Origin of the sequence: Prevotella herbatica (assembly GCF_017347605.1) — a bacterium.
Classification (GTDB): domain Bacteria; phylum Bacteroidota; class Bacteroidia; order Bacteroidales; family Bacteroidaceae; genus Prevotella; species Prevotella herbatica.
The window spans coordinates 1,720,110-1,734,349 of sequence record NZ_AP024484.1 but is presented as its reverse complement, the minus strand read 5'-3'; the positions used below and the strand labels follow the sequence as shown (position 1 = coordinate 1,734,349).

Below are 14,240 nucleotides of genomic sequence, written 5' to 3'. Positions count from 1 at the left end.
GACACATACAATAACAGACCGGAGTTTGAAAATAAGCTCAAACTCCGATATAAAACAAAGATTTATGGTAGTGGCTTTAATCCTTCCCATTTCACATTCCAATTTCCATCATTAGGGAAACCAATATTTGCAGTTGTACTCCCATCCCATCCTGCGCACATCATTGCCACAGACATCAATAAGCCTCCGTTACCAGGAAGATAAAGTCTCAGACGATCATCCTGGTAATTATGTCCACTTACAAGATAAGTGTTTTTCTGCTGTTTCATAAGCAATGCACTCACAGCCTTGTCTGGTTCTCCCATACGTGCTGCACACATTGCCATCATTGGATAATCCCATCCCCAAGTGGTATCCCATTTCCAGTTTTTCCAAATCCACTGTTCTGTTTTCTTCATCTTAGCAATATCCACCTGATGACTGTTAAACGGCAAAACACCTACAGCCCCAAGCACTGCTGGATGATCACTATACATTCTTTCATTTGAATAGGTATCTGGCTGAGTTTCTGCCGCTAGATAAAGTCCATCTTTATCTGCCAATGGAGATATCTTCGAGATGATATCATCCCAATGTGCATTTCTATCCTTCCCCAAACGTTCACGCCAACTTTGTGCTATCTGCAAGGCAAAATGCCAATAAGATAATTCAAAAGGTGGGTTCACTGTTGTAGAAGCAGGCAACGTTTCTTGTGCAGCGATGCATCCTCTTAACACATATCTATTCCCTACAGAATCATATTGCGCAAAGTCTGCCATAAATTCAGCCGTTTCCTCAACAAGTCGAGCATACTTTTTCAATACCGCCTTAGAATGATTAGCACGGTACAGCAGTTCTGCAAGATAAATAAGATGAGGTTGTTGCCATATCAAGAAACTTCCGACATCAGAAGGAGCCTCATCTCCACTAGGATCCGTCATCTTCATCCATCTCACGCCTTTAAATCCTTGTCTTCTTGCAATCTCTCGTGCTTTATCTTCAACTTTAAAATACCACGACAAAGAACGGTCTAGCATTTCCGGGTGTCCCCACAAGGCGAATTGTGCCTGATGCCAGAGTATCATCTCCAAATGGAATTTACCATACCATGAATTGTATGTCAGACCCGTTTCTTGCGGAGGTGTATCGCCACAATCCTGAATAGCCAATAAATATTGACTTAGCACTACCCTACGCTCCATCTCTTTAGCTTGTGCTGCTTTGCATTGAGAAAAGTCAGCTATAGCACCTTTTGTCCAATAGCCTTGCCAATACTTGTCTGCCGCTGTTTTTATATGATTAAATGTCATTGAGCAAGATGTTGTTTCTTTTTCTGAAAACAAACATGTGAAAGACAATTCTTTACCATCAGAATCAAGTACATAATAGTTCCTTGACCGTTCACGCAGCTTAGCATTACCTTGCCAATTTATTGTTACATAATAAACAGTTTTACCTATTGTACGTTTCAATATAGCCCGGTTTGCGGAGTTTTTCACTAACACCGTACTGTGCAAGTTATCAGAAGTCCAATTACAAGCATCATCACTATGCCCCCCTGATGGATATGGGAATCTGAATTTCACGGTTATCTTACCATCTGAAACAATATCAGAAGCTATTCTGTCAGAAACAGGATCACATACTGTGCTCACATGATATGCTTTACCTTTGTATTTAAACTTGCTATTGATGACACCTCTATACATATCCAGAGTTTCATCTATTGACTTGATTTGATGAATATCGTTACCAAGTTCCAATCCTACAACACCTAGATGCAGGCGATGAGCATTTACACGATACCAGTTACAAGCAGCCTTTTGACGAGCATTGTCTTTAATCTGTACAGCATAAGGTTCTAACCGTCCTCTTCCGAAATCATAATTACGCAGAGTCTCTTCAAATTTATATCCATTGGGGTTATCAAAAGAGTGCCATCCCCAATCGCTCATTGTTCCTAAAGGTATACCTTTTGAATATTTTTCAGGAAAAGATTGTAGACCTGTCGCATCAACCGTAAACGCAAACCCGCCATTGCCCACCGACAATGAGCTTAATGAATCTACAGATGTAACATGTGGATTATTCCTACTCACAACAGCGTGCTTGTCTATTGTTATACTTCTTCCTGCAGCAGAAATGCTAATCAAGAAAGTCAGTATAAATATTTTTAATTTTCGGTTCATATATTAATTATTATTTATCTTAATTTATCTTAATTCATCTTATTAAACAAGAGTTAGCGCGGCTATTAGATAAGTTTATCTTTACAGTATTTTTACCAATGGCCAAATATTGAGCATTAGCAGAATTCTCTTCGTATGTAGAGCTACACCAGTAGTAAGCGTTTATGTCTACAGATGACAAAATGCGATTTGCAGATACTTGATTTTGCCATCGTCTAATTCCACACTATCTGTATAACTGAAAATATCCATTTATAGTATGTATATTATGTAGACTTATTAATATGCTACTTAATACCTATACATTATCGCTATTAATTCATATTATGTTACTAGAAGGTATATCAACTAAAAATGATTTTCTATCTATTGAAAATCTAAAAGAATTAGGCTTTTATACAAAAACTTGTTCTGTAATTCCATTTGTACAGCCATATAAATATTATGAATGCAAATACTATGTATTTAATAAAAGATATAATTCCCTTTATAATATTAGTATCCTTTTTCAAGTTGAGCATCTATAGTAAATATATAATTCTCTATATTAGCATATCCGTTTTCTGCAATTTGAGATGCATCATTGGGATTATTCTTATCTAGGCCATATTTGTCTTCGAAAGAGTCAGGCATTCCATCATTATCTGAATCTTTTTTAGCTTTGCCTATTTTAAGTTTAGGCCATCCTCCTGCTTCAGTCTGGCTATTAATAATTCCATTAGGACTAAATGCCGGTTTACCTGTTCTTACTTCTTTTATTATAGAACAATCGTAAGAATCACGATTCCGACTACAACCGACTTGTTTAAGAACCTTATCATACATATTCATAGGCATTTGTTCTTTTATAGGTTCACATTCAAAAGGGTGACCAACAAAACTACTCATAGGATTCGGTCCTCCAACTCCTTTCCAATTATCAGCAGTGATAGAATCACATTTTTCGATGACATTCCCAGATATAAAATATAAGCTTGTCCCATCTTCTGAGACATCAAGCAAATGAGGTCTAATACTTGCAGGTCCTGGCTTGTAATAGTTTCCAACGAAGTTTATTTCTCCATATTCTCCGCCACCATAAGCTGCTTTAAAACCATAGTTCCAAACTACGTTATTACGAAAATCTACATTTTTTGTATTAGCGACTGAAGAAAAACGAGGGTTCCTACTTGTATTATCTGCTAAGAGATTATGATGCCATGTGGCATTTTTACCGCCCCAAATTCCTCCAAATCCATGTGCGCCTTTGGTGTGATGACTTTTAGCCAAGCTCTGGCTTATCATACACCACTGAACAGTTAAGTTAGAGGTCTTATATAATGAAAAACATTCATCAATGCTCCAACTTGCACTTACATGGTCGACGATAACATCATGTTGTCCATATCCTCCACCTGTAACCGAATCATAGTCATGGGGATATTTATCTCCTACACGGACGCGAATATATCTTATGATAACATTTGATGCATCTATACTCAACGGGCAGTCTTTCAGACAAATACCATCACCAGGTGCTGTCTGTCCTGCTATCGTAATAGAGTCATTTGTAATGCGCAGGGGGGTCTCTAATGAAATTGTGCCGTCCACGTCAAAGACAACGATCCGAGCACCTTTACAATCAATGGCATATCGTAATGAACCAGGACCGTGGTCATTTAAATTAGTAACTTTAATGACCTTTCCGCCTCTACCTCCACAGCTATATTTGCCCCAGCCTTCTGCTGTTGGAAATGCAATAAGACGCTTTGCACGTTTAGATGCAGCACAAACATGAGCAGATAAAATCAATGCAAAAAAAATCAAACCTAAATAAAATTTTGTCATAACTTTATATTATATTTAAGTCCCTCTTAGATAAAATGTATTATTTAAGAGGGGCAAAAATACTAAATTAATTAAAACGTCTTTATTAGTATAATGGATGTTGCTGTCCTTCCAACCCCTTATTAATGTCTATAATAGAAGTAGTATTTAGCGGCAAAATCTCTACCTGATTTTTAACCAAACCACGGAAAAGTGACGTTGTCATCCATGCTTCTCTCTTATCAATTTTATGAAGGGCATTGGTGAAGCCATCAGTACCGATGAACATGTTCTGAACTTTATAACCCTGCTTAGCATATATAATCGAGTCAGATTGAGCAATTGGAGTATATCTCATAGCAACAATTGGCTCATTGAATCCAGATGGTTTCTCTGCTTTATAAGCTGCATAGTGTAACTTATAATCAGAGAAACGGCCTTCACCATTTGCCAAATCAAGCAAATCTTTTTTTGTTTGAGTCAGTGTCTCATATAAAATATTCCAACGGCAAAGGTCTGTACGACGTAAGCCTTCAAATCCAAATTCCAATTTACGTTCGTCCTGTATTGCCTTGAGGAATGCGTCATGTCCAGAAGGAATATTACCTATTTTAGTAACATCACCACCAAAAGCACGGGCTCTTACCTGCTTCAGCGCATCTATTGCTTGGCTGTTGGCACCATTGTTCAGCTCATTCAAAGCTTCTGCATACATAAGCAATATGTCAGAATATCGAAGAATAGGAAAGTCGATCTCACGCGTGCTGGCATTTATACCAGCATCGTTCTTCCAATCTACGCGGAATTTTCCAATCGTGTTGCTTGGCAGACCGTTAAGTTGTCGTTCTCCATTTTTGTCTTTTGTACCAGCATAACCATAGTTACATATAGACACATCACGACGTGTATCTCCATTTTCAAAATTAAAGTAATACACAGGATTAACAATCATTTGAGGTGCTGTTTTTCCATAAATAGTATTTGTATGACAAAAAATGCCATTTGTATAACCTACATTATAGCTATTAACTTGAGAACTATACTGTCCGATCTGCAACATTGTCTCATTATCGAACTTCTTTTCAAGTATATCGCGGAATACAGTCTCATATTTGGGCATCAAAGAATTTTCCTTTCTATCTATTACTGTCTTACAAGCATCAGCTGCGATCTCATAAAGTTCTTTGATACGTGTCTGATTAGAGCGCTGAGCCATCTTCACTGTTGTAGGATCATATGTATCAAGATTCCATCTTAAAGAATAGCCTGCAGCGTAAAGGGATATACGGGCAAGGATACCATATGCCGAATTCTTTGTAAATCTTTCCGATTCACTACTTACGACGTTCTCACTATCCCAAGACAATAATTGGGTTGCACTCTGCATATCTGCTATGATGTGGTCGTAAATTGTATCACGGCTTGTACGTGAAGAATAGAACGTAGATGCGTCTGAAGTTGGTGTCGTTATAAATGGCACATCACCGAAGTAACGAACAAGATTAAAATAATTTTCCGCCCTTATAGCCAAAGCTTCGCCTAATAGATAGTTCAACTTCTTCTGTTCTGAAGAGTTTGAAGAACTCATTTTCTTTAGATTTTTTATACATACATTTGCATATTCAATGCCCTGATACATAGCATTATACAGACCTGTAGGTGCATTGGAAGATGTATAAACATAATTAGCTATCTGGTTCTTTGAGTTAGTTTCTCCTTCTGTTGAGAAGCACTCGTCGGTACCCATGCCAAGTTGATAGAAATATTCTCGATTGAATGTTTGAGGATAACAACCTAATACAGCCATTTCTGCTTTAGTTGCGTCTTCAAATACTGATTCTGAATCATATTTTGATTTTGAAGGTATATCGATGTAATCATTACACGAAGCAGTACCTAGCAACAAAACCGTCGCAATTCCTATATATAAAATATTCTTTTTCATTTGTTCTCTTTCATTAAAAGGTTAAGTTCATACCGATAACAAAACTCTTAGAGCGTGGATAGGCTGAATTATCAATACCTGGAGTAAGGGCACTAGACGTTGCGCTGACCTCTGGATCGAAACCATCATAACCAGTAATGGTTGCAATATTATTCAATGTGGTATATATTCTCATATTTTGTACTTTAATCTTCTGCATCCATGCCTTAGGAAATGTATAACCTAGAGTGATGGTACTAAAACGCAAATAGCTTCCATCTTCTATATAATAGTCGAGAGGGTCTGAAATGGCTATTTTATTATCTGCATGTACACTCCACATCTGACTCTTTGAATACTGATCAGGATTGAGTTCTGCCAGTCTTGAAAGATTTTTTGTCTCCTTGCCAGTAATAGGGTCAATGAGAGTGAATCTGTTGGCCATACATGCAAGAGTGTTTTGATTAGGTAGGTAAGGCCCAATATATCTCTGTGTGTTCATATTGAAGACGTCACCACCTACAGAAAAGTTGAGAAATACGGATAGATCAAAGCCTTTATAACGAACCGTGTTATTCATACCTCCAACAAAGTCTGGATTGGCATTGCCTATCACAGTACGATCATCTGTACTCCATACAGGATTCCCGTCTTTATCAGTTTGATTAGCTGTGCATGCATATTTTATATCACCTGGTTTGATATTTGACTTTGTTGCTCCTTTTAGGGAAGGAACTCCATTTTTAATGGTATATGTTCCATCGGCATTTTGTGTAAAATCGTCTGTAGTATAGACACCATCGGCTTTGTATCCATAGAATTGACCTAAAGGCTGACCTTCTGCTATATAGAATAACATACGAGAGTCATAATCTTGAATCATATAGTTGTTGGCATTATCACCGCCATAAAGTTTCAACACTTTATTTTTATTGAAGGCGATATTGAAGTCTGTTGTCCATGCGAATTCCTTTGTTCGGATATTCGTAGAATTTATAGTGACTTCGACGCCCTGATTTCTTACTGAGGCCAAGTTCTGATATTGATAACTGTAACCTGTTGATGTAGGTATTTTATTTTTTATCAACAAATTTGTAGATTTGTTGTTATAGTAATCGATACTACCGTTTAGACGACTATGAAAGAAGCCGAAGTCTAGTCCGATATTTATAGTAGTTGTTTTCTCCCATTCTATTTCTGGATTACCTACAATACCTCCAGGCACTAATGTTGATATAACTTCTGTTCCATTGGTATAATATCCAGCACCATAGTCGGTAGCATACATATTATTATCGATATTATCATTACCTGTTGTACCAAATCCTACTCTTAACTTCAGATTTGAAAGCCAGTCACTTGTATTCTTTATCCAAGGCTCTTCTGTGATACGCCATGCTGCGCTAGCAGATGGAAACCAACCCCACTTATGACCTTTACTGAACTTAGAACTACCATCGGTTCGAAGTGCAGTAGTAACAAGATAACGTTCGTTCCAATTATATGATGCACGACCGAAGAATGAAACAAGAGCCCTATTACTAATGTCTGATTCCCATTTATAAGGTTTAGCCATCGTTACATTGTTTAATCCAAAATTGGCTTCTGGAAAGTTGTGATATTCGTTATCAAGCTTCAAGTTATCTAAATGATATACCTCATGACCCAGAAGAATATTAAGATGGTTTAGACCAAAATTATGGACCCAGTTTAGAGTGTTTGTTATCTGATAAGTAGAACTCTCTGAATTGTTGCGTGAACCATAGGGGCCACCATTATTCTTAGCTAAACGTGTGAGACCTTTATCCCATACGTCAGAACGAGTCTGAGCCCACGTATAACTTCCAGCTGTACGCCATGTAAAATGTTTGAGAAAATCGAATTCTATACCGGCATTTGTTGTCAATAGACGTCTATAACTTTTGTTGTCTATACTTGAATTGTTAATAAGTGGATTATCTATATCATATTGAGAGTCTATTGCCATCATTTCCTCAGAGAGATCCTCTCCTAACATTTGATCATCTGTGAAACGTACACCGCCGGTTGCCGGTTGTAGTATGACATTCTTCAACGAACCGGCCATTGACCCACCACCTTCTACTTCGGTGTTTTGGAAACTAGTACTGAAGTCAAAGCGAATACCTTTCCATAGTTCATGGTTTAATTTTAGTCGGATTGAATTCTTATCTAAGCCATGTTTAGATAATATACCATCCTCACCTGTATAGTTGTAGGACAGTAGATATTTGGTTTTATCATTACCTCCACTGATACTGAGATTATGATTCATAGAGAATCCTGTGCCACCAAATACCGCATTCTGCCAGTCTACGCCTGCACGATTGGCATAATCTGTATTTATACGATTGTAAGCTCCCGTATAAAAGTCGGAAGCATTAACATCTCCACCATAGAAACCAGCAAAGTTAGTCTGGTTTCCCGCTAGAACTTGCAATTCGTATTCGTATTTGACATAATCTAATGTATTTAGCACATCAAGTTTCTTACCCAGCGAATTCCAACTATAATAGACATTATAGTTCACCTGTGTTTTACCGGCTTTGGCATTCTTTGTTGTAATGATAATAACTCCATTTGCACCACGTGCACCATATATAGCGGTAGACGAAGCATCTTTCATGATATCGATAGTCTCTATATCATTTATATCCACTTGCTGAAGGGCGTTTTCCATCTCAAATCCGTCTACAATATATAGAGGTTTTGTACTTTGTGTGATAGAGGTTCCGCCACGGACTGTTATATTGATGTCAGCTCCAGGAGCACCACTTTGGGAGACAACGCTTACACCAGCAGCCTTACCAGCCAAGGCTTCAGCTGCTGTTGCTACTGGACGTGAAGCCAAATCATCAGCACCCACACTTGATGTTGCACCTGTAAGATCGGCCTTTCGTACTTTTTGATAACCGATAGAGACTACTTCATCCAACATCTGATTGGAACTTGTTAGTTTCACATCGATTTTAGAACGTCCATTAACAGATATTGTACGTGTTTCATAACCTACGTATGAAACAACGATTTGTTTTGCATTAGATGGCAAAGATAATGTATATTTTCCATCAATATCAGTTATAGTTCCTCCTTGTTGACCTTTCACCCTCACCGTAGCACCAATAATCACATCTTGATCATCAGAAACCACACCTGAAATTTTCACGGTCTGCGCAACCAGCGCAATTGGCATGCTTATAAACAAGGCTATAAATAAGCATAACTTTAGTTTCAAATTACTCATTTGCTTAAGTTTAATAGTTTTTAGATTTACTTTCACAAAAGTAGCATATCGCACTATTTTACTGAATACAAAATTATACGTAAGCATATACATCCGTTCAAAAAACAATATATAACCTCTATATATACGATAAAACCACGATAAATTAATCAGCCCCTTCTTGCTATTATTACCACCCTATTTCCATGGTTAAGTACGATGAAACCGTTAGAAGTTAGAGAAATAAGTTTGATATTTTTGTCTTTAGACATCTTTATTTCACGATAAAAAATCCGTTTCTTATTGCTTTTTAGTACATATTTTAACATTATACCATCAAAAAACTTACAAAAGTCACCTGCCATAAAGAAAATTTCTGTATTTTTGTGCTCGGTCAGCATAGCGACAAGGGTTTGTAATTTCTTTTTTACCACTAAAAACTTACAGCTTTTCCACTAGGCACTTACCATTAATGAACACACGTTTATACAACATTAATTTTAAAATACATGAATATTACAATTGAACAAGCAAAAGAGGTCATTGAACTCTTAAAAGATCGAAAAACAGAAATGTTTTCTTCTCACAAGTTTATCGGTACTTATATGCAATTGTAAGGGGCTAGTTATATCGACATTTTCGTGAAATACAAGAATAAAGAAAATAGTACAAATAAGTAAGTGATCAAAGAATATGGGAAACAATATACAAAAAACAGAACCAGATGTTATTTTAGATATAAATTTTAAACAAGGATTATCTGATTTCTTTGAAGAAAATAACATAAAAACAGATGATCGTAAAAAATGCGTAAAAGCAAAAATAGCAGAGTTCTTTAATATGAAGAATGTTTGTTTCTTGTTTGGGGCAGGTACAAGCGCAAGTGCCATTCCGCCTATGAAAAAATTATGTGAAATTATATCAGACAAGATAGAAAAGACAGCATCACAGCCCGTTAAAGATAAGTTTAAGTCTATAGCAGAATCAAATAATCATAATCTTGAGCAAATATTAGGCGTATTATATTCTGGACGTAGTTATTATTCAGGTTTTAAGGGAAAAAACCAAAAAGAGGAACTTTGTTGCAAGAAGCTTATTGAATTAATAGAGCAAGAAATCTTTAAAAATATTAATATCAAATTTGCTACTGATGAGCAGTTTGAACTGTTGGAAATATATAAACAATTCTATCAAAAAATAGCATTTAGGAATAAAGACTTATCTCGTGTATCTGTTTTTACCACTAATAACGATTTATATAACGAAAGAGCTTTGGATGATTTAAACATACACTATATAAATGGATTCAGTGGTGGAATAAGGAAATTTTTCAACCCATCGATGTTTAATTATACATATTCCAAGCGAATGGATGTAGGCATTGATAAATATGAACCTGTTGAAAATATGGTCTATCTATATAAGATACATGGTTCTGTGAATTGGATTGACAAAGGAGAAACAGAAGGAAGGTTTTTTAGTATTGAAGAATCTTTTGAACACTGTACTTCAGAAGATAATAATATCTTAATTTATCCAACCCCAACAAAGCAGAATAAAAGTCTTGGAGCACCTTATGTTGATTTGTTCCGTGAATTTCAGCATCGTTTATTAGAAGCGAATACAGTTCTGTTCGTTATGGGATACGGTTTTAATGATGAACATGTGAATGATATTATTTATCGTGCATTGGCAACAAATACAACTTTCAATGTGGTTATCATTAATCAAATAGACGAAAATAAGCCTATATGTAAAGTTGATGATAAGCGTGTATTCAGACTTTGGGGTACTGCTGAAATAAACGGGAAAAAGACTCAAATGCATTATTTCGATTATGCAGTTAAAGAATGGCTACCAGATATTAATGCTTTTTCTCATAATGATGATATTCTTAATGCCTTTATGAAAGAAATGAAAGAGATAAAAGAGGCTGTAAGTAAAGACGATGAAGGACAAAGAGATAAATGATATAATAATATGAAAATAGGAAAAATAGTGTCTGTAGAATATGATAAATTCAGAGTTCGACTATTCTCAACAACCAAAAATTCTACAGTATCAATTAATGGACAAGTTTATTATTTCGGCAATATTGGAAGTTATCTGAAAACGGAAAATTCAACTGGTGATAAAATTCTTTGCGAGGTTAGTGCTATATTGGATTATTGTCAAGATAATAAAAACTACTCTTCATACAATCTTGATAGTTCTAGAGAATTTATAGTAAAACCTATCGGCACTTTATCTGCAGATTCAAAATTTTCTATGGGAGTCGGTGTGTTCCCTTCTTTATACAATGATGTTGAAATTGTAACATTTGAAGATTTACATAGTATACTATCACCAGAGTCTGACAAAAAAGAACATATTCATCATACAATAGATCTTGGATATAGTAAAAACCTTATAAACTATAAAATATCATTAAATATAAATAATCTATTTAATATTCATACAGCTGTACTTGGTAATAGTGGAAGTGGAAAGTCTAATACTATAGCTAGATTGTTACAGGAAGTGTTGAGAAAAAGTAAGAACTATGCTTATGGTGCGAAAATTATTCTTTTTGATGTTAATGGAGAATATAAAAGAGCTTTTGAACATAATGCACAACTTAATAAGAATATTGACGTCGTATTTTATAAGCCTAATATTGATCGTGAAAATGGATATAAACCATTCTTTTTACCTTATCATCTTATGACACTTGATGAGTGGCTAGGGTTTTTGATGGCGTCAGAACGTACCCAAAAGCCATTTTGGGATAAGGTGTTGCAAGAATGTTTTAAGTTTTACAAAATTATCAACGACGAAGAGCGTAATAAATATATTAATTATTTTAAGTGGAAAATAGAAACATTATTGGCAGATATCTTAAAGCATGCAGATAGTGACACATCTAAAATGACAAGTGCTAAGGGTATATTACTTAAATGTAAAGATATAGTTAATGGCGCTCTTGAATTAAATGAACTGGGTGATTTCTTAGATCGAGCTATGAATGCTTGTGCCATTAAATATGGAGATAATAGTGATCGTATGAGTAAATTCCTTAATGAAAATACAGTAAATGAAGAAGATGCATATATATTGGATGAACAAAAATTAAAACCAGGAGAATATTTTGATTATAATTTTTTGAAAACCGCTGTTGAATTTGTATTATTACAGGAAGAGGCAAAAGGTAACCTTCGCATCAGAGAGTTTACTTCTACTATGATAAGTCGTCTTGACTTTTTCATAAACAATGCTGAATGTGATTTTATGCGTAATGTCGTTAACCAAAATATTGATATGAAGAAATACCTTTCTAATATGTTTGGTATTTCTGATGATTGTTGTAAAAATCAATTGATAATTATAGATTCTAGTGAGGTTGGTGGTGATGTTTTAGAGTTAATGACTAGTGTTGTTAGTCGTATGCTATTTGACTCTAGAAAAATGAAAATAGGTGATGATAGACGAAAACACCCAATACATTTAGTTTTAGACGAAGCACACAGATATATACGTAAGGATGTAGATTATATTCTTAAAGAAAATATATTTGAAAAAATAGCAAGAGAAGGTCGAAAATATTCCCTGTATCTTATGATTTCTTCTCAGCGTCCTTCGGAATTATCACAAACAGTATTATCTCAATGTGGAAACTATATCGTTCATAGAATACAAAATGAGGTAGATATGAATTACATATACTCCGTGTTACCTTATTTTTCTGCTGATTATATAAACAAGATAAAACAAGCTGTGCCTGGAGAAGCATTAATATTTGGAAATTGTGTTCCTATGCCTTTGATGGTTAAAATCGATCAAGCAAGTCCAGATCCAAACAGTGAAAATTGTCATATTGATGAAGAATGGTTTACTATTCCTAAATAAAGAGTGAAAGATAAACGGAAGACTTATTCAATCCTGAGCCTTCAGTATTATCTTGTGAACGACTACAATATTTTTAATTTTGATTACTATAATGGGATTTAAACTCAAAAACATAAATACAATAAATGGGGTTGCGACACCATACGGTGCCGGAACAAAGCACGGTATTAAGGCGGTTACTGACTGTAAAATGATAACGGTGGGATGCGCTGTTTAGAGCGGACACCACTGCCTATATTTCGAAGAACAAATAGATTATCATGAAAATAGCCATTCATCATTGATGAATGGCTATTTTTTTTAGCTATAAATATAGGCTTGTTGGCGAACGCCACTATCGAATTTCGATAATTGCATCGTCGGTTAAACTGCGAGTGAGTTTCCATGTCATTGCATCTCGCTTGGCATCCTCACGGAACTTAAGGTGTACACCATGAATGTTAGAATGTTTGAAGTCGGCAGGATTTGCCACGGAGTCACTAGTTACTCCTACATGAAAGCTACCTAGACCATCAATCGTTACTTCCTCACCATTAAGAAGGTGGTCATGAATTACATCCATCAACTCTGTGAGGACCAAAGTCACGTCGCTACATTTGGCAGAGCAGTTCCTTTGTATCTCCTCGGCGATTTCTTTCGTGCCGACTTTCCCACTCTTTCTTGTTCTTGCGAAGTATTTTTCTTCTGTTCTGGATTTCTCCAATGTGCATTGTATTGCCATAATTTTTTTTTGTTTATTTAATGGATTCTCCTCCACTCTTTACCATAAAAATTATCAATCAATGCGTTAAGCGGTGGAAGAGGCTTTTTCTATTGAGTGATTAGGCCCGAGTGTGAGCATTTGAAATCATACTTGTACGCAGAAATGAACTGATAGTCAAAATCAAGGTCGATACCAGTCCCAACTTTTATCAATCCCAGTTCCTTAATCATTTCCAGAAGAAGTTCGTTAAATTTTTCTGCTATATTGAATTTGCATGTAGCTCCAGATTGACCGCATTTGTAAATTTCATCCTTTATATACAATTCTTTCAATCCACGGCCCACGGTGTCAGCGCTGGGAATATCGGTATCTGGGCGTTGGGAAAACTGAGGAAGTAGAGCGTTGATATCTCCCAGACAATTGCTACGGCACAAATAGCAAAACACAGTCGAAATGATAGCACTATATTTATAAGTTTTACCATTTATTTCTCTCTTGCCAAGGGTCGTATCT

Annotated in this window: 7 protein-coding genes; 2 read left to right on the top strand and 5 right to left on the bottom strand. The window is 35.8% G+C overall.

The features are described from left to right. Positions 1 to 62: 62 nt before the first annotated feature. From prwr041_RS06505 to prwr041_RS06490, 4 genes are all read right to left on the bottom strand, one after another. Positions 63 to 2,168 carry a hypothetical protein gene (locus prwr041_RS06505; RefSeq protein ID WP_207155515.1) on the bottom strand — a complete coding sequence of 702 codons (2,106 nt, stop codon included), beginning with the start codon at positions 2,166 to 2,168 and terminating at the stop codon, positions 63 to 65. A gap of 495 nt (positions 2,169 to 2,663) precedes the next feature. After that, positions 2,664 to 3,995: a pectate lyase family protein gene (locus tag prwr041_RS06500; RefSeq protein ID WP_237072322.1), complete on the bottom strand. Its 1,332-nt coding sequence runs from the start codon at positions 3,993 to 3,995 to the stop codon at positions 2,664 to 2,666. 85 nt (positions 3,996 to 4,080) lie between these two features. Continuing rightward, on the bottom strand, positions 4,081 to 5,919 hold the full coding sequence (locus tag prwr041_RS06495; protein ID WP_207155514.1) for a RagB/SusD family nutrient uptake outer membrane protein: 1,839 nt from the start codon (positions 5,917 to 5,919) through the stop codon (positions 4,081 to 4,083). A gap of 13 nt (positions 5,920 to 5,932) precedes the next feature. Beyond that, positions 5,933 to 9,160: a SusC/RagA family TonB-linked outer membrane protein gene (locus tag prwr041_RS06490; RefSeq protein ID WP_237072321.1), complete on the bottom strand. Its 3,228-nt coding sequence runs from the start codon at positions 9,158 to 9,160 to the stop codon at positions 5,933 to 5,935. Between the two features lie 672 nt (positions 9,161 to 9,832). Here prwr041_RS06490 and prwr041_RS06485 point away from each other — a divergent pair. Continuing rightward, entirely contained in the window at positions 9,833 to 11,110 is a 1,278-nt protein-coding gene (locus prwr041_RS06485) for an SIR2 family protein (protein WP_207155513.1), read from the top strand. Positions 11,111 to 11,119: 9 nt separating this feature from the next. Further along, a complete protein-coding gene (locus prwr041_RS06480; RefSeq protein WP_207155512.1) occupies positions 11,120 to 13,024 on the top strand; it encodes an ATP-binding protein in 1,905 nt (634 codons plus the stop codon). 334 nt (positions 13,025 to 13,358) lie between these two features. Here the strand turns inward: prwr041_RS06480 and prwr041_RS06475 are convergent, their stop codons facing one another. Beyond that, a complete protein-coding gene (locus tag prwr041_RS06475; RefSeq protein WP_207155511.1) occupies positions 13,359 to 13,745 on the bottom strand; it encodes an HU family DNA-binding protein in 387 nt (128 codons plus the stop codon). Positions 13,746 to 14,240 lie beyond the last annotated feature (495 nt).